This is a genomic window from Sphingobium sp. CFD-2, assembly GCF_024611135.1.
Classification (GTDB): Bacteria; Pseudomonadota; Alphaproteobacteria; order Sphingomonadales; family Sphingomonadaceae; genus Sphingobium; species Sphingobium fuliginis.
Window position 1 is genome coordinate 138,814 of the sequence record NZ_CP084405.1, and the last position, 17,678, is coordinate 156,491.

Annotated in this window: 15 protein-coding genes, 1 tRNA gene and 1 pseudogene; 6 read left to right on the forward strand and 11 right to left on the reverse strand. The window is 62.3% G+C overall.

What is annotated here, in order from left to right; all coding sequences use genetic code 11:
• Positions 1 to 119: 119 nt before the first annotated feature.
• The 3 genes from LDB29_RS00660 to LDB29_RS00670 form a co-directional block, all read right to left on the reverse strand.
• Positions 120 to 1,004, reverse strand: a complete 885-nt coding sequence (locus LDB29_RS00660) for a DMT family transporter (protein WP_025550836.1) — start codon at positions 1,002 to 1,004, stop codon at positions 120 to 122.
• A 106-nt stretch (positions 1,005 to 1,110) separates the two neighbouring features.
• Positions 1,111 to 1,425, reverse strand: coding sequence for a hypothetical protein (locus LDB29_RS00665; RefSeq protein ID WP_099186197.1), 315 nt, complete (start codon positions 1,423 to 1,425; stop codon positions 1,111 to 1,113).
• Between the two features lie 74 nt (positions 1,426 to 1,499).
• Positions 1,500 to 2,021, reverse strand: coding sequence for a MarR family winged helix-turn-helix transcriptional regulator (locus tag LDB29_RS00670; protein WP_025550834.1), 522 nt, complete (start codon positions 2,019 to 2,021; stop codon positions 1,500 to 1,502).
• A gap of 128 nt (positions 2,022 to 2,149) precedes the next feature.
• Between LDB29_RS00670 and LDB29_RS00675 the strand changes: the two genes are divergently transcribed.
• The 3 genes and pseudogenes from LDB29_RS00675 (at position 2,150) to LDB29_RS00680 (ending at position 3,002) form a co-directional block, all read left to right on the forward strand.
• Positions 2,150 to 2,224 (forward strand) — tRNA-Gln (locus LDB29_RS00675).
• Positions 2,225 to 2,382: 158 nt separating this feature from the next.
• Positions 2,383 to 2,631: pseudogene (locus LDB29_RS29350) on the forward strand (integrase arm-type DNA-binding domain-containing protein); the annotation flags it as partial.
• Positions 2,632 to 2,690: 59 nt separating this feature from the next.
• Positions 2,691 to 3,002 (forward strand): hypothetical protein, encoded by a 312-nt coding sequence (locus LDB29_RS00680; RefSeq protein ID WP_025547166.1) that lies wholly within the window; start codon positions 2,691 to 2,693, stop codon positions 3,000 to 3,002.
• A gap of 679 nt (positions 3,003 to 3,681) precedes the next feature.
• Here LDB29_RS00680 and LDB29_RS00685 read toward each other — a convergent pair.
• The 7 genes from LDB29_RS00685 to cofH all read right to left on the reverse strand — a co-directional run bounded on the left by LDB29_RS00685 (position 3,682) and on the right by cofH (position 12,290).
• Positions 3,682 to 4,314, reverse strand: a complete 633-nt coding sequence (locus tag LDB29_RS00685; RefSeq protein ID WP_025547168.1) for a VOC family protein — start codon at positions 4,312 to 4,314, stop codon at positions 3,682 to 3,684.
• Positions 4,315 to 4,387: 73 nt separating this feature from the next.
• A complete protein-coding gene (locus LDB29_RS00690; RefSeq protein WP_025547170.1) occupies positions 4,388 to 4,972 on the reverse strand; it encodes a hypothetical protein in 585 nt (194 codons plus the stop codon).
• Between the two features lie 111 nt (positions 4,973 to 5,083).
• Complete coding sequence (locus LDB29_RS00695) at positions 5,084 to 5,875, reverse strand: hypothetical protein (RefSeq protein WP_025547172.1); 792 nt, start codon at positions 5,873 to 5,875, stop codon at positions 5,084 to 5,086.
• 56 nt (positions 5,876 to 5,931) lie between these two features.
• Positions 5,932 to 7,353 (reverse strand): hypothetical protein, encoded by a 1,422-nt coding sequence (locus tag LDB29_RS00700; protein ID WP_025547173.1) that lies wholly within the window; start codon positions 7,351 to 7,353, stop codon positions 5,932 to 5,934.
• Between the two features lie 106 nt (positions 7,354 to 7,459).
• The gene (locus LDB29_RS00705; protein WP_257555678.1) at positions 7,460 to 9,088 is read right to left on the reverse strand and encodes an MFS transporter; all 1,629 of its coding nucleotides are present in this window, start codon (positions 9,086 to 9,088) and stop codon (positions 7,460 to 7,462) included.
• Positions 9,089 to 9,174: 86 nt separating this feature from the next.
• The gene (gene npdG, locus LDB29_RS00710; RefSeq protein ID WP_025547176.1) at positions 9,175 to 9,852 is read right to left on the reverse strand and encodes an NADPH-dependent F420 reductase; all 678 of its coding nucleotides are present in this window, start codon (positions 9,850 to 9,852) and stop codon (positions 9,175 to 9,177) included.
• The gene (gene cofH / locus LDB29_RS00715) at positions 9,849 to 12,290 is read right to left on the reverse strand and encodes a 5-amino-6-(D-ribitylamino)uracil--L-tyrosine 4-hydroxyphenyl transferase CofH (RefSeq protein WP_099186988.1); all 2,442 of its coding nucleotides are present in this window, start codon (positions 12,288 to 12,290) and stop codon (positions 9,849 to 9,851) included. Before cofH ends, npdG begins: the two co-directional genes overlap by 4 nt.
• Positions 12,291 to 12,532: 242 nt before the next feature.
• On the opposite strand from cofH, the gene LDB29_RS00720 reads away from it, so the two are divergent.
• Positions 12,533 to 13,300 carry an SDR family NAD(P)-dependent oxidoreductase gene (locus tag LDB29_RS00720; RefSeq protein WP_025547178.1) on the forward strand — a complete coding sequence of 256 codons (768 nt, stop codon included), beginning with the start codon at positions 12,533 to 12,535 and terminating at the stop codon, positions 13,298 to 13,300.
• A gap of 61 nt (positions 13,301 to 13,361) precedes the next feature.
• On the opposite strand, the gene LDB29_RS00725 is transcribed toward LDB29_RS00720, so the two are convergent.
• On the reverse strand, positions 13,362 to 14,447 hold the full coding sequence (locus LDB29_RS00725) for a LacI family DNA-binding transcriptional regulator (protein WP_200887603.1): 1,086 nt from the start codon (positions 14,445 to 14,447) through the stop codon (positions 13,362 to 13,364).
• 291 nt (positions 14,448 to 14,738) lie between these two features.
• Between LDB29_RS00725 and LDB29_RS00730 the strand changes: the two genes are divergently transcribed.
• A complete protein-coding gene (locus LDB29_RS00730; RefSeq protein WP_257555680.1) occupies positions 14,739 to 16,910 on the forward strand; it encodes a TonB-dependent receptor in 2,172 nt (723 codons plus the stop codon).
• A gap of 105 nt (positions 16,911 to 17,015) precedes the next feature.
• Positions 17,016 to 17,519, forward strand: coding sequence for a hypothetical protein (locus tag LDB29_RS00735; protein ID WP_025547183.1), 504 nt, complete (start codon positions 17,016 to 17,018; stop codon positions 17,517 to 17,519).
• The last annotated feature ends 159 nt before the right edge of the window (positions 17,520 to 17,678 follow it).

Consider the following 17,678-nt stretch of genomic DNA (forward strand, 5'->3'; position numbering starts at 1 on the left):
GCATCGTGCGCAAAACCGGTTCCCACTTTTGCGCACGATGCTCTTAGTGTCCCGCCGCTGTGGCGGGTTCCTCTATGGCTGCATCGGATCGGCTGCGGGTCGGCTGCTCCCGGCGCGCTCTAAGGCTTGCCGAAGCGGATTTCGCTGACGATGACGGCGGCGACCACCAGCGCGCCGCCCAGCAGGGCGCTGGCGGGCAGGCGGTCGCCCGCGATCCAGCCGATCAGGCCCGCCCAGACGGGCTCTCCGGCATAGATCAGCGTTGCACGGGTGGCCGACACGCTGCGCTGCGCCCAGTTCATCACCAGCTGGATCAGCGCCGTCATCAGGCCCAGCCCGCAGGCCGACAGCATGACGATCCAGTTGATGGGCGGGACGGCCTCTCCGGCCGGAACCATGCAGGCGAAGGCGAGCAGGGACGTCACCGCCAACTGGATGAACGTCACCCGCGCCACATCGACGCGGCCCGCCCAGAGGCTGATGAAGATGATCTCCAGCGCGATGGCGAGCGTGCTGATGAGCGTCAGCGCCTCCCCCCGGCCGAGCGACAGCCCGTCCCGCGGCGCGGCGATCAGCAGCAGGCCGGCGAAGGCCAGCGCCACGCCGATCCAGCTTGCGAGGCGCGGCCGCCTGCGCAGGACGATCCATTGCAGGATGGGGACCAGCGGCACATAGGCCGCCGTGATGAAGGCGGAGGTGCTGCTGGGGATCGTCCGCAGGCCCCAGGTCTGGAGCGTATAGCCGGTGAAGATGCCGCAGCCGATCATCGTCCCCGCCAGCCATTCCCGCCGCGTGACGCCGCGCAAGACCGGCAGGGCGAGGGGGAGGGCGATCAGGGCGGCGGTGCCGAAGCGCAGTCCGACGAAGAACAGCGGTCCGCTGTGCCGCATCGCCTGATGCACGATCAGGAAGGTGCCGCCCCACAGCAGGGTGATGCCGATCAGCGCCAGTTCCGGGCGCCCGATCATCAGCCGGGAGGGGGTTTCGGGTGCGGCGCCGTGCATGCCGTCGCTGGTGCTGCGGATGGCCGCTCAGGTCAAGCGCCGCTCCCGTCCGGTCGGCAGGGCGCGGCGTTTTTCCGATCCCTTTCCCCAGTTCTTTTCCGTGCCGTCAGTCGTTGCGGATGTCGTTGCCCGCGCGTTCCATCGCCGCGCCGACATCCCGCTTCGCTTCGCGCGCCTCCCGCTCCGCATCGCGGGAGGCATTGTCCATGGCCGCGCCGAGGCGGCCGGAACCTTCGTCTATCGCATTGCCCGCCTCGTCCAGGCCCCGTTCGATCCTGTCGCCCGCCCGGTCGACCGTATTGCCGACGTCGCTGCCGATCGCGGAGCCGGCATTTTCCAGATTGTCGGCCGCCTTTTCCGAACAGGCCGATGCGCCGAGGACGGTCAGCGCCGACATGGCGGTCAGGAATGATGTGCGCATGGGTTCACCCTTATCTTGCCTTCAACAAAGAGCAGATAAGCGCCCCTGCGGCGATAAGGTTGCGTAACGATCCTTCACCGGCCGCGCAGGCCGAACACCATGGACCGGTCCTGATCGGGAATCAGCCCCTCCAGCACGCGCCAGAAGCCGGTGACGGAGCCCTGCCCCGCCTGGGCATAGGCGGCGGCCATCTTTTCCCGCAGGGCGCGGAACAGCTCCGCCTCCAGCGCGACGCCGGCCGGGCTCAGCCGCAGCAATTTCTGCCGCCGGTCGCTGGCGCCTTGCCGGGTTTCGATATAACCCTGCTCGATCAGGTCGTTGAGCACGCGGCCCAGCGACTGCTTGGTGATGGCGAGCAGGCGCAGCAGGTCCTTGACGGTCAGGTCGGGCTGGCGCGAGATGAAATAGAGGGCGCGGTGATGCGCCCGGCCCAGCCCCTGCGCGGCGAGCCCTTCGTCGATCGAGCGGGTCAGCGCGGAATAGCCGAAATAGAGCATCTCTATGCCGCGCCGGATCTCATCCTCGCGCAGGAAAAGCGGTGAAGCGGGCGCGATCTGGGATGTCGGGACGGGGGATGGGGAATGGGGCGCGGACATGCCGGTCGGTTCCAGGCTGAGAGGAAAGGGCGCGCGCATATTGGCGGTTCCGGAAAATAATGACTAGGCTTTCCTTTCGCGCAACAGGCGCTATATGGCGATCCGCGCCGGCGATGTCCGGGCGATGCTGGGGCGTAGCCAAGCGGTAAGGCAGCGGTTTTTGGTACCGCCATGCGCAGGTTCGAATCCTGCCGCCCCAGCCAGCTGAATCCTCTAGATTTGGCCCGTTTCCCATGACTTGTGTCAGAATCATCGTAGAAGAGAGTTGGCCCGGTTCGCCTCATTTGGGCCGGATTTGACTCCTCTTTTATCGCGCTTTCATCGAGGGAGGGGCCGACCAGGATATCGGGCTATGACTCGCATGCCTACGCTTACCCCCTCGCTGATCGATGGATTGGTGAAGGGTTCCCTTAATGCCCCCCTGACGCCCGGGCTTTCGGTCCAACTACTGCTGAGCGGCAGGAAGACATGGAATATATGCGCTGGATATCCCCGAAGCGCCTTTCTGAGGCGAACGCTCGATTCTTATCCGGCGTTTGCCATCGCGGCTGCACGGAAGTGGGCAGGGGAACTCAATGTCGCGATTGAAAGTGGTATTGATCCGCGCGATGCTTGGCGGGAGGCGGAGCGGCTTGCCACGATGGCGGTCAAGCGGGCCCATGATCTCGCATGGAAGCCGTCCGGAAGGGTCGAATTTCACGGTCCAAACGAAAGAACAAGCCGCGGACCATATCGGACAAGATCACCCTATTCGCCCGTTATGTCGAACCCAAGTTGGCCAAGGCCATTCATGACGTGACGAAGGACGATCTGATTGCCCTGGGGGAAGCGAAGGGGAAGACAGCGCAGGCTCGTGCGAACCGACCCGGCCGAACTGAAGGAGTTTTTGGATGGGCGGCATCTTTGCGCGACAAGGAAGTCGGTTTGGCGGTCGATCATGCTAGGGGCCTCAGCGACCTGCGCTTTCCTGAGACGCCATGAGTCCGCAAGCTCAGCCTGGAGGAACTGGAATGCGCAAAGTCGGCCACTGTGATCATGCGGTCATTTTGCTAGGGCGCTCTCCTCTCCAGCCGATCTCAACCGCTTGCCCAGCGTCGTCCTGAGGCCGGCGTCGCGCGATTATCATTGGCATCTCGAACATGCCGGGGGTGAAACGGCAAGCGTCACGCACGCGTCCCGGCTCGTGAACGACGACATGGCGACGCTGCGTTACGCGGTTCTGGCAGGGGGGTGGTGCAATTGCCGACCATTCCCGAAGGCGGTCAGTCATCCAGGCTTGAGCAGCCGGCCTGACAGCGGAATAGCTGCCGGTCGGCCGCCGACCAAAACGCGGTTATCCATGCCGCGCCGTCTGAGCGAGGCAGTCGCCTACTTTCTGTGGATCGCCAATAACGGCGGTGCCCATGCCGAAAGATCTGGAAGCGGAGTTGATTTTCCTCATCATGCCGTGACTATAGAGGCTCAGCTCTTCGAGCGGCTTCCGTACCTTGGGAAGAAAGCCGAGAGCCCAATGTCCGTAATGCGGGCAGTCGATGCGGCACATTCGGTAACGCAATGGCCGCCGGCCTCCAGTTCTGGTTCGGAGACATTCATCAACACTCTCTGAGACTTGCGCGTAGTCCTGGCACTCGACTTCGCCACCGGATCGTGCAAAGACGAGCTAAGGTTCTAATCCCAGAACCTTACCCATTTCCGCCATGTCCATGATCTCGATCACGGCCGGAGTCGTGCCGTCCCATTCCTCGTTCAATTGCTGAATGCGGTCGAAGGCGGGCACCATCGATGGATGGCGGACCTCGCTGATCTCATATTGTGGAAATCCGCCGCCGGGCAGGGAGAAATAAGCGATCCGGAACGGCGTGTCCTTCATCCGCCCCTCATGAACTACCTCCAGCCCGTTGCCGCAGAGATGCGCATAAGCCGCGTCATATTCCTCCGGTGAGGCGAATTGCGGCGAGACATGCTGCATGCCTTCCTGCCCGGCCGCGATATAGTCCAGAAAACCGCTGGGAGCATCGTTGAGCTGTTGGATGAGCTCGAACTGGATGGCTCCCGAATAGCCGAGCGCGAGGTCCACGACGGGGGGCTTCGACAAGCGGCCGCGATAGCGATAGTCATCGTCCAGGGCGAGGTTCCGGAAAACCACGAACGGGCCGACGCCGGTCAATTCGCTCCAATAGCGCATGGCGGCGTCGATGTCGCGGACGATGACGCCGATCTGCCGGATCGGGGCGGACAGCTTGTTGAGCGCCCTGACCCCGTTCGGCCATTCGGGCGTGGTGCTTCCAGTCATTATTGCATACTCCTATCGCGGTTTTCGACGTCGGCAGCCATTGGCGGCCGCTCGGCCCGTCGGTTGCGCCGGTTCAACCCGGCTCGGGAACCTTGTCGATCAGCGGCATGAGAATCCGATTGCACTCTTCGATGGTGATCACCTCGTCCGGCGGGCAGATGCGGTAGCTGGCGCCGCCGACCCAGATATTCTCGCCCGTCAGCTTGCAATCCTCATTATAGTCCCAGACCATGATCCGGTCGGTCGTCTGGATGACCATCTCGTCAAGCTGATGGGCTTCGATCGGAGCGCCGAAATGGATCGCGATCGCGGCCGGCATGAAGATATGGAAGGTGACCCTGGTGGAGAAACCTGTATCGTCGACGCGAAGCAGTTCATTTTCGAACATCATGACGCAGATATTGGTCTTGACCATCGAACCGTAGAGAGCTTCGACCCGGTCCCGGCCCTTATAGGGAACGGGCGCGCCGCCGACATACATCAGATAATCCGGGTTCTCGACCGTCAAATCTTCCGCCAGAATCTCCTCATACCGCCCGCAGACCTCCAAAATGGCGTGGCGGCGGTAGTTGATCAATATCTTGCGATGCCGGGGATTGGTGACTTTCCTGAGCAGATCGTCGGCCGCCTTGGTCAACAAGCGAATGTCATATTTCATGTCCGTCTCCTGAAATGCGATTTAAACCGTGAATCGTTTCATCATATCTGCTTCGCGCGCCGATGTCAGCTTGCCATTGGGGGGATGCGGGGCTGGCGGGGACTGCCGATGTCATCCTTTCGGCACGATGTCGTGGAGGCGCCAATCCGGGCGTTCGAGCGTGACGATGCTGATCAGATCCCGATAGGGCTCGACCCCATGCGCGAGCCTGCGTTTGTCCGGGTCCCATTCCAGCAGCGAAAGCGCGGCGGCACGAAAAATGCTCAATCGCGTGACATCGATCTCGAAGAAGCGTTCCCATATGAATTGCTGCGGCTCCCGGCTCGAAAGGTTCCGCAGAATATCCTCCGGCACATGCAATGTCCGGCTCGACCGGATGCGGAGCACGCCCTCGGTACGCGCCAGGCCCGCCAGGACATGATCGGTGAACCATCGGTCCGCCGCTTCTCCCCCCGTGGGGAAGCGGATCAGCCCGGTCCAGCGGAACGCCGCCGGTTCCTCGGTCGCGGAAGGATGATTGTCGATCCTGATCTGGGGAATGGCGGGCACCCAGGATTGGGCGATCGGATGGGGCCCATCCATGCTCCCCGACCAGCCGCCATGATAGGGGTCTTCAAGGGGGGTGTCGCTTTCCACGTCCTGCCCATCCCACCAGGTCAGCACGAGCGGGCGGTCCATGATCTCGAAGTCGTTGAACCAGAGTTCGGTCCAGCGATAATTATAATGACCGAGCGGGCTGAAGTCCTCCCGCTCCGGGATCGCCCGCCAACTCTGATAGCGGCGGAGCCATGGCCCCATAGCTTCCACGGCTTCGGGCGCATGATGACGCCAATACCATCTTTCCCAGCGCGGCAAGGCGTCGAGGGAATTGAGGTTCATCATATAGACGTTCCGGATCATCATGGCCTCTTTCGATTTTCTCTTCGACGTTGCGACGCAGGCAAGGGCGCTTCAGCCGGTCATGACAGGGTCGAGGTGAACGCGCCCAGTTTCGCAAACGCCTCCAGCATCGGCGCGCTGCTGATCTTGTCATTCCCGCCCTGATCCGCTTCGAGGCGGGCGATCGTCGCAAGGGTGTAAGGGCCTTCCCGCCCGCACGCGCAACCGCCATCGAAGTCGATCGTGACAAGATCTCCGGAGAGCGTGGCCGGCCAGAAACTTGTTGCCAGCAGGTCGTAGACGAGCAGCCTGCCCGTCTGTCTGCCCTTGCGCGGCCTGGCCTCTCCGGTTTGGGGGTCGAGCACCATGTTGATCCCCCAGGGCAGGGGATGAAAATGACCCTGGGAGCAACCTATCCCGCCCGATGTGGTCTCGCTCATCCCATAATTGTCCCTGATGGGATAAGGGAATATTTCGCGAAGCGTTTCTTGCCATCCATCGGGGAAGTCGAAGCCTTTGGTGCCGCCGGCGGTTATGATGACGCTGTCGGGCGACCATTCCGCCTTAATGCCGCGTTCCTTGCAGATCGCCGCCAGCTCGTGGAGCTTCTGGAGGAAGCTGAAGATGAGGACGCGCTTTCCCTTCTGTCCGACGATCGCTTCGTCGATGAAGGCGTTGGTCATGGCGTCCATGTTCCGCAGCCGTTCGTTGACCTGATGAGCGATCTGCTTTTCCGCGTCGGAGAGGATGATCTCCTCCCCCATGGTTTCGGCGCGGCGAAGCCGGCTGGCGAGACTCAATTCGTCGGCGGTCACGCGGCCCTTGGCAAAGGTCTTCACCAGATGTTCTTGGCCAGCATAGACGGTGCATCGCAGCAACTCTATGAAATAGCTGTAAGATTGCCGACCGCTGTCCGCAGGCCATGGCATCAGGAGCGTGACGTCGCCATCGCGAATGTCCATGCCGGGTTCGTCGCGATAGGGTTCGAACGACCGGACGAGCAAAGCGAGCTGGGCTGCGTCTTCCGGCAGGCCTCTTGGCAGGATCGATATTTTGCCGGTCGTTCCGGACGAGGATATGGGCCGCATCGACGTCGCCTCCTCGATGCGGCGAAGCCAGGATTCCAGGGACGCGCATTCGGAAACGTCGATATGCGAAAGGTCGAAAGCGGTCAGCGCGTCGAGCCAGGCGGTCAGGCGGTCATAGCGCCCTTCTTCGACATCTTGTGCGGAATAGGATTTATAGACCGTGTGAGGCAGGCCAAGCCTAGCCAGGTCGGAAAGATCGTTGATCTGCGTGATCCCGGCTTCGGAAGCGAGCCGATCGAGCAGGGCGATCCTGGGCCGCAATTCCTGAAAGCGGCGTTGCAGGAGCGAGAGTTGAATCGCCTCCAATTCTTCCCCGCCGATGGCGAAGAGGTCGGCGGTCGGCATTTCCAGGAAATATTCCGGTGCTTCGGACAATAATTTCGCCTGTTCTGCGAGGCGCTCTCCATGCTGCATGATTATTGCCTTTTCGTTTTTTGGACTGCCAAGCATCCCCGCCAGCGTTCCCTTGCGCTGTTGAATCGACAATAGCAGCAGCTCTCCAGTGGTGCAATGAAACGATTCATATTTGAGGGCGGGATTTCACGCGCGCGCCGGCATCTTCCGCATGCCCCGCTCTGGCGGCCTTCGAGCTTTCGGCTGCGGGAACCTGGCGACGGGCGATCCAGAGCAGTGCTAAGGCCGCGAGCGAAGCGGGCAGGCTAGCGAGGATGCCGATGGACAAGCTGCCTTGGGCGGCCGATACCTTGCCGACGAGATAGGGGCCGAACGCCGATCCGATGAAGGTGCTCATCAGGGACAGGATGGCCGCCGCCGTGCCGCGCATGCGGGGCATGACAAGCTCCTGGATGGTGGCGGCGCCCGCGGGCAGCCACATGATGCCGAAGAACACGACCGGGACGTTCAACAGGAAGAAGACCGTTGGATTCCGGGTGATGCACATGCCGATCACGAAGGGGATCGGGATGATGACGGAGGCCAGGCCGACATGAATCCGGCCTGCCGGGCTTCGGCGCAGCATCAGGTCCGCCAGTCGCCCGCCCGATATGACGCCCAGCATGCCGAATATGGTCGTGGTGAGGCCCAGCACGGTGCCGACGGTCGCTTTATCCAGGGCCATGGAGCGAAGGGCGAGCGGCGCGGTCCAGAAGCCGAGATTGATGGTCAGCATGGAAGCGAGGCTGAAGCCCAATGTCGCGCACATGAAGGCGGGCGTGCGCCAGGTCAGGGCATGGGCCGCCGGATCGCGGGTCCGCAAGATCTGCGCGGAGGAAAAGATGGCGTAGGATACCAAGCTGAGCGCAAGCCATTGCAGCACGTCGCCCGTCGCATGGATGAGCGTCCAACTCAGCAAGATGGCGAAAGCCGCGAAGAGGATGTTATGGCCGAATATGCGCGGCCCGCAGCGCGCCGTCTGATACAGGGTGAAGGGCGGGATCACGCTCGCGACATCGTCGAAGAAGCTTGACCAGAGGCCCGGCGTGCTTGGCCTTTCGATCCCGTCGGCCAGCCCCCGCAAGGGTTCGCGCAGCGCCGAGACGACCACCGCCAGCGCCATGCCCGGAATCGCCAATATCAGGAAGGCCGCCTGCCAGCCCTCTAGGCCGAATGGTCCCACTTTGCCGAAGGTCTCCGTCCAGCGGACCACCACGAAGGCGCCAGCGGTGAAGGCCAGGCCCTGACCGAGATAAAGGCCCGCGCCATATATGCCCAAGGCCATCCCGCGACGCGTGCGGGAGAACCAGTCGGACAGCAGCGAATAGGAGATCGGCGCCGCCGCGGCCTCTCCGATGCCCACGCCGATCCGCGCCACGACAAGCTGCCCGACATTCGCCGCCAGCCCGGAAAAGGCGGTCATGGCCGACCACAGGACCAGGCATACGGACATCAGGCGAACGCGCCTGCACTGATCGGCCAAGCGGCCCAGCGGATAGCCGAACAGGGCGTAGAACACGCCGAACGCCGTGCCGTGCAGGAAGCCGAGCTGGGCGTCGGTGAGCTGAAAATGCCGCTTAACGTCTTCGGCCAGGATCGAGAGGATCGTGCGATCCATCCAGGCGACGGAATATACGCCCAGAAGGACGAAAAGAACGAAATGGGCATAACGGCCATCCGCCAGATAGGGGGAAGCAGCCGGCCCGGAATGGCCTTTGCCGGAGATATAGCGCGGGCCGCTGACGGTCTCTCCCATTTTATTCGTCCTTTATCCGAACGGCGTCAGCCTGTTCACTTTGACACGAAGGCCGTCCGGTCGGGGACCGGCGCGGCGGAGAGCCTTCAATCCACCAGTTGCGCGATCGAGCCGGTGATGCAAATCCCCGCGCCATCGGCGGCGTAATTTTTGTTGATGAAGATCATCACGGAGGTGAGCGCTTCGGCCGCCGCCGAATTTGCGAGCGGCCCCGCATGGAGACCGCGCAGCCCGGCCGCTTCTGCAAGCGCCACGACGCGCGCCCGCGCTGCCTTCTGATCCCCGAATATGAGCACGTCGCAATCGACGTTTTCGTCGGTGGCGAGCTTGTGGGCCGCGACATTGTGAAAGGCCGACACCAACTGCGCATCGTCCCCCAGCATGCGTTGCGCGACCAGAGCGGCGCAGCCTTCGGGCGGGAGCTGCACCCGGGCGACTTTGGGCGGCATGAGGGGAACGGTCGTGTCCACGACCAGCTTGCCCGCGACCATCGGCCGTATGTCCTCCAATATCGCGGTCTGGGAGGCGAAAGGCACGGTGACGACGATGATGTCGGCCTGCCTTGCCGCCTCCCCATTGCTGGCTCCCCGCATCGCCGGAGAAGCCAGTTCCCCGTTCAGTCGGGAGGCTTCGGCTTCGGCTTTCGCCGCGTCGCGCGATCCGATGATCACCGGATAGCCGGCCTTGGCCCACCGCCGCGCGAGCGCCCAGCCCAGATTGCCCGTGCCGCCTACGACCGCAATGGTCGGCTTGTCTGTCGTCATAGTGAATTCCCGCAGGTCATGAGTTGGGAGGAGAGAGGGCTTTTCGGCTTGCGCGCCGCGCCATGCGGCGGCGTCAGCACCACCGGAGCGAGGGGGGCGGCGGCGAAGGCCTTTGCGCGCCGTTCCTCGCTCGCATCGGCATAGAGGGTGGTGCGAAGCCGGGGCCGGCGTCCGATCGAGCCGATCGCCGCTTCCATCTCGGGCGGCGAGAATTCCTGTCCATGCTGCGCGCCCGCGGCCCTTGAGATGCTCTCATTCATCAAGGTGCCGCCAAAGTCGTTGGCGCCCGCCCGGAGGCAGTGCAGCGCGCCTTCCAGTCCCATCTTCACCCACGACACCTGAATATTGGGCACCAGCGGATGAAGGACGAGCCGGCCGATCGCATGCATCAACACCGCCTCCCGGAATGTGGGGCCTTGGCGGGAGCGGCCCCGCAAGGCCATGGGCGCTTCCTTCGATACGAAGGGCAGAGGCACGAACTCCGTCAGTCCGCCAGTGCGCTGCTGAAGACGGCGCAGGGCAAGGATATGGCGCGCCCAATGCTCGTACCGGTCGACATGGCCGAACATGATGGTGGAGGTGGTGCGCAAACCCACCCGATGCGCGGTTTCGACGATGTCCAGCCATGAAGCGGTGGACAATTTGTCGGGACAGATCTGGGCGCGCACCTCATCGTCCAGGATCTCGGCGGCGGTGCCCGGCAGGCTGTACAGGCCGGCATCCTGCAATCTTTCGAGAAATGCCGCGGGGGAAATGCCAAGCGTTCCGGCGCCGTGATGGATTTCGAGCGGGGAGAAGGCGTGGATGTGGATGCCCGGCGCCGCGTCGCGGGCGGCGCGGCAAATGTCGAGATAGGTCTGTCCCGTATAATGCGGATGGATGCCGCCCTGCATGCAGACCTCGGTCGCGCCCCGGTTCCATGCTTCGGCGGTGCGCCGGGCGATCTCGTCCAGGTCGAGATTATAGGCGGGTCCGCCCAGCGCATCGTGGCGGCTGCCTTTCGAAAAGGCGCAGAAATGACAATGATAGCCGCAGATATTGGTATAGTTGATGTTGCGCGTCACGACGTAGGAGATCGCGTCGCCGGTGGTCTTTGCGCGCAGCCTGTCCGCCGCGTCGCAGATGCTCGCCAGATCATCGTCGCGGGCGGTGAACAGCCGGGCGACGTCATCCTCAGCCAGTTCGTCGCCCGCCATGGCTCGCTCGGTCAGAGAGAGGATCGAGGGGTGGGCGGACCGATGGCGCAAGGATGGCGCGGGAGGCGCAGGATGTCCGGCATCACCGACCGTCCAGCGGTCTTCCCGGGCAAAGCCGCCGCCATCGCTCCTGGCCAAGATGGCGGGCGTCAATGCCGGGTCGACCCACCGGTTCAGGTCGCGCAGGAAGTCGGGATAGAGAGGCAGGCGCGGAACCAGCGTCGCGCCTGCAGCGGCCGTATGATCGCGCAGTTTGGCGATATGGGGCCAGGGCGCCTCGGGATTGACATGGTCGATCGTGACGGGAGAGATGCCGCCCCAATCGTCGATCCCGGCGTCGAGCAGAAGCGGGTAATCGGACGCCGACAGGTTCGGCGGCGCCTGGATGTGCATTTGCGGCCCGAACATGATGCGGGCGGCGGCCAGCGTCCACAGCAGATCTTCCAGGTCCGGCTCTTGGGCCGTCGCCATCCTGGTCCCCGGCTTGGCGCGGAAGCTCTGGACGATGATCTCCTGGATATGGCCATGCCGCCGGTGCAATTCGCGGATCGCGCCCAGCGTTTCCAGCCGTTCGGCACGCGTCTCTCCGATGCCGATCAGTATGCCTGTGGTGAAGGGAATCCGCAGCTCGCCGGCAAGGGCGATGGTCGCCAGCCGGTTCGCAGGCGCCTTGTCCGGCGATCCATGATGCGGGCCGCCGGGCTGGCACAGTCGTTCCGATGTGCTTTCCAGCATCAGGCCCTGGGAAACGGACGTGGTTCTGAGCAACGCCATCTCGTCGCGGGAGAGGGTTCCGGGATTGGCATGCGGCAGCAGTCCTGTCTCTTCGAGGACGAGTCGCATGGCTTCGGCAAGATAGGATATGGTCGTTTCGTGGCCCAGTTCCGACAGGGCGTGGCGTGCCGCCGCATATCGCAGTTCCGGCTTTTCGCCCAGAGTGAACAGGGCTTCGGTGCAGCCGGCGTCGCGACCGGCGCGGGCGATCCGCAAAATCGCCTCGCGGTCCAGGAAGGCGGGCTCGCCGCGCCGGGGCGGCCTGGCGAAAGTGCAATAATGGCAGACGTCCCGGCAGAGATGCGTGAGCGGGATGAACACTTTCGGGGAGAAGGTGCGTATTCGGCCGTGACCCCCGTCGCGAATCCGGCGCGCCTGCGCCATCAAGGCGGGAAGCTCGCTGGAGAGCAGCCGATCGCCGGGATAAGAAACCGCGCTATCCGGGCCCGGATCGGGTTCAACTGACATGTGCATCTTCCTGTCGCATCCCATCTGAAGAGGGCATCGATTCCCGATTGTCGGGCGCAAGGGCTGGCGCCCCGTTCTTCAGCAGCGGGAGACCGTCACCTAGTAAATGAAACGATTCATTGCAAGATGGCGCGTGCGATGCTAGCCATGATGCGCGGGAATTTGAACGCCGCCTTGGTTTGAGCGCGTTTATCCCAGATCATTCAGGCACGCCCCGATGCGCGCAAGAAAAGGAGATCGGAATGTATCTTGAAAGGTTTCGCCTGGACGGGCGCCGGGCTTTGGTGACGGGTGGAGGGCGCGGGATCGGCGCGGAGATTGCGCGGGCGCTGGCGGAGGCGGGCGCGGAAGTCGTGATCGTCGACATCGATGGCGAAACCGCCGAGCAAACGGCGTCGGCCCTGGTCGCGGCCGGGCGGCTCGCGCATCATCGGCAGGCCGATCTGACGCAGGCCGATCGGGTGGAGGCATTGGCCGAGGATGTCGGCCCGATCGATATTCTGGTCAACAATGCGGGCATCGTGCTTGTCATGGACCCGCTCGAAACCACGGCGGCGGCATGGAAGCGCACGATGGAGGTGAATGTCGATGCCGTCTTCTACTGTTCGCAGGCTTTTGGGCGCCGCATGGTTGAAAGGGGGGCGGGATCGATCGTCAATATCGGCTCGCTGGCCGGTTTCGGTGGCCTGCGCCCGCAAAATCCGCTGCCCTATTGCACCAGCAAGGGGGCGGTGCACACCCTCACCAAATCGCTGGCGGTCGCCTTTGCGCCCCATAATGTGCGGGTGAATGCGGTCGCTCCAAGCTATATCGCCGCGCCGATGACCGATCCGGCGGAAATCGGCGGAGAGGTTCGCGCCTGGGCTGAGGTCTGGATGGACATGACGCCGATGGGGCGGTTCGGAAAGCAGGAGGAAGTGGCTGCGGCGGTCCTGTTCCTGGCGAGCGACGCGGCAAGCTATTGCACCGGCGCCATAGTGCCGGTCGACGGCGGATATGGGTCCGTGTGACGGTCTGCGGGCAGGCGGCGGTCGTTTAGGCCGCCGCCGGACGCGGTTCGCCCTTTCCCGTCTAAACTACCGCCGCCGTGTCTTTTTTCGGCTTTGCGGATTTGGGTTTGGGCTTGGCGGGTTCCGCCGCTCGCGGCGCGCCGATCGAAGGACGGGCGATATAATGTGTCGGCACGATCACATGCCGGGCCTCGCTTTCGGCGGTGCCGTTGATCCTGTCGAGCAAAAGGGTGGCCGCCAATCGGCCGACCTTGGCATAATCCCAATCGATCATGGCGATCGGGGGTGAATGCAGCTCCGCCAGGTCCGAATTGGCGGCGCCGATCACCGAAATATCCTCGGGAATGCGCAGGCCCCGGTCGTGCACGGCCCGAAGCACGCCCGAAAGCATGTCCATGCCGCCCGCCAATATGGCGGTGGGGGGCTCGGGCCGTTGCAGCATGTCGGTGGCGACGTCGTAGGCCGCGCTGGCGAGGAAGCTTTTCGAGGAGAGCAGGGTGGGATCGGGCGACAGGCCCATTTCCGCGAACGCCTCCTGATAGCCCTGCAGACGTTCGCGCGCCAGATAGAGGTGCTGATCGCCGGTGATGAGCGCGATGCGCCTGTGGCCCAGCTCCAGCAGGCTCTTGGTCGCCTGAAAAACGCCTGCACGATGGTCGACGATGACGGCGTCGAAAGATGCTTCGTTGCGATCGAACAGCACGATCGGCACGTTCAGTTCCAGTAGAAAATCCCGGAATTCCCCCACGATTGGCGTGTAGTTGCCGAATATGATCCCGTCGATCCGGCGCCGGGACAGGCTGGAAAGAAGGGTGCGCTCGCGTTCCTCGCGGCCTTCGGTGTTGGAGATGAGGAGCGAGAAGCCCGCCGCGTCCAACGTGTCGTGCGCGGCGCTGATGAACGCCATCAGCGGCGGGATGGTGAGATCGCGCAAGATGCAGCCGATCGTGCGAGTCGATCCCACGCGCATGCTCTGGGCGATCGCGTCGGGTTTGAAGCCGAGCTGGTCGATGGCCTCCAGCACTTTCTTGCGGATCGCCGGCTTGACGGAATTATGGTTGTTGAGGACGCGGGAAACGGTTCCAAGCGATACCTCCGCCAATGCGGCGACATGCCTGATCGTGGGTCTTGTATCCTGTTTCGCCACCTTATTCTTACCCGCATCTTCTCGGCATGTCGGCCCGATGGATGAGGGCCCGGCCGTTTATCGATCATGTGCCTGTCCCCCACGACATAGGGCGAAACCGGGATCGATGCAAACATCAGAAGCATCCCTTCCCGAGTCCCCTGGCGGGGGAGCAATCGATATTCAATGTTATATGAAACGTTTCATTGACAAGTTCGATTCGAACTGTATAGGTGCGCGAAACGGCTTCGCCATGTCTGAGCCAAGCTCGGCTGCGTAAAATCGACAATGAAAAAGGGGGAGGACGCGAATATGCGGTCACAGGCACTATATTCCGGTCGGACGGGCTCGCGCTCAAACATCGTGCGGTCCCGGCTGTTGCATGGCTCCTTGCTGGCGCTCTCCGCCGCATCGGCGCCTGCTGCCGCAAACGCCCAGTCAGCGACGTCGAGCGTACGCGAGGCCAGCCTATCGACGGGGCAGTTGGAAGAGATTGTGGTCACCGCCCAGCATCGCAGCGAGCGTCTTCAGGACGTGCCGATCGCTGTGACATCCCTGTCGGCGGCAGCTCTTTCGCAGCAAGGCGTGTCTAGCACTTCCGATCTCGCCCAGGCGACGCCAAGCCTGATCTTCAACAGTCAGGTCGGTGCCGCCAGCCCCTATATCCGGGGCGTCGGATCGGACCTCTTCGATCCCACATCGGAAGCCGCGGTCGCTATCTATGTCGACGATGTCTATATGGCGGCGCCGCTCGCCAATCTCTTTTCCCTGAAGGGCGTCAAGCAGATCGACGTGCTCAACGGGCCTCAGGGCACCTTGTTCGGCCGCAATGCGACGGGCGGCGTCATCCAGGTCCAGACGCTGGAGCCGACGCAAGAGCCCCATCTGGATTTCGCCGTGACATATGGCAATTACGAATATGTCAGCGCTTCGGTCTACGCCTCGACCGGTCTGAGCGATGCGGTATCGACCAGCATTTCGGCCTTGTATGAGGATCAGGGCCAAGGATATGGCCGCAATTTCTTCGACGGGTCGGAGATCAACAAGCAGGCGATCGGCAATATATCGGTCCGCAACAAATGGAAATTCGATCTGTCCGACGCGACGATCGTCCATGTCTCGGCCGACTATTCCGACATCGCCAATACGATCAGTTATCAGCGAATAGCTGGGTCTTCTTCCCCCCTTCCGGGTGCTTCCGAACCGATCGGTTATCCGGGAAAGTTCAATGCGAACATTAATCAACCCGATTCTCTCTCCGTCAAGTCAGGCGGCGTCTCGCTGAAAGTCGATCATGATTTCGACTGGGGCAATCTCACCAGCATTTCCGCCTATCGGAAATTGCGTAGCGTTTACGGGCTGGATCAGGATCAAACGGACTTGCCCGTCATCGACATCCTCTGGAATACGCGCTTCCGCAATTTTTCGCAGGAACTGAGGATCGCCGGCCAGGGCGATGCGGCCCTGAGCTGGATGGTTGGCGCATTCTATTATAATGCGCGGGGCTCCTATGACGATTTCGCGGTCAACGGCACGGTCTATGTGCCTTTCGACCAGCAGCGGACGGAATCCCTGGCCGGTTTCGCTCAGGCGACCGTTGAAGTCCTGCCCGGCCTGAAACTGACGGGTGGAGCGCGCTATACCTGGGAAAAGCAGAGATTCTTCTTTCCGGCGGGTGGATTGACCGATAGCCAAAGCGTGAAGAAGCCGACTTTCAGGGTCGCGCTTGATTATAAATTCACGCCGGACATTCTGGGCTATGTCTCCTTCAATACGGGCTTCAAGAGTGGCGGATATAATCTGCTTCAGCCCGGCGGAAAATTCGATCCGGAGAAACTGACATCCTATGAAGCTGGCCTGAAAACTGAATTGTTCAATCGCAAGCTTCGCTTGAACATTAACGGCTTCTATTATGACTATACGAATCAGCAGGTGAACGTTTCCGAATTTGGCGGGAATGTCGTCGATAACGCTGCCGGGTCGAGGATAAAGGGCTTTGAGGCGAATTTCGACTATGTTCCCGCTGCAAGACTGAAGCTCAGCGGGGCCCTGTCGATCATGGACGGTCATTATACGGATTATTTCAACTATCAGCCGAGGGACGCCAACGGCAACAATATTGGCGGCCCCATCAACGCAAAGGGCGAGACGACGGCTCGCACGCCGAAGTTCGTCGGCAATATGTCGGCTAGATACAGTCTGCCCACCCAAATCGGGGAAGTCGTTGCCAGTCTGGGCGTTCAGTATAATGACGGCTATTATTGGGTGGCGGACAAGCGGCTGCGCCAACATTCCTACACGTTGGTCAACGGCAGCATTTCCTGGACGCCCGGCGACGGCCCGCTGGACATCAGGCTGTGGGGCAAGAATCTGCTCGACAAATATTATTTCGTCATAGCGGGGCCTTCCGCCACGCCTGTTGGCGACAATCAGGTCCCGGCCGCGCCAAGAACGTTCGGCGCCACGCTGTCCTACCGCTATTGATTATATGAAACGTTTCATTGACGCGATGCCGGACGAAGGGTAAATATGGTCCAAGGTCGGCGGAATGCCGATGGCTTGCACCCCAATGGAGAGAGGCGAGAGAGGATGGCCGAAGGCAATATAGTGTCCACGGAGAATATGGACATCGAAGAGAAGCTGCGGATCGAGAAGAACACGCGCAAATGGGTCAAGCATTTCATCGATAATGTCGAAGGGCGGACTTACGAGGAAGTCCTGGATAAGATGACGCCCGACAGCTATTTCGTACTGCTAGGAAACACGCCCGTTTCGGGCAAGTTCAGCAAGGAAGAATGTTTCACCAAGATGGCCCCGCAATATGAGCGCTATCTTGTTCGGCCTACCATCAAATTCTCGCACATCATGGTCGATGGCGACATGGCGCTGTTGCGCGCGGTGGGGCAGGGCGGCAAGGCCCGCTACGGCAGCTATTCGCAGCCTTATTACGGCTATTGGTTCCGCGCCGTGGAAGAAGGCTATGCCGAGATCATCGAATGGAACGATCCGATCGAAATGGCGACCAAAATGTATGGCGCCGCGGTCGTGCCGCCGGAGGATGATCGGGACGTCTGGACCATGGCGGGCGCCTGAACGCGGCCTACCGTCCGGGGTAGAGCCGTTTCCCCGGCCGGCAATGCCCCTTTCGCCCGCATCCGCCGGCGCCTTGCCGCCGGAGTTCTTGCTCAGGCGTCGGTGACGGCGAAGGCGCTGCAATCCATTGAACGGGCCGGCGTGCCGCTGAAGGCATGC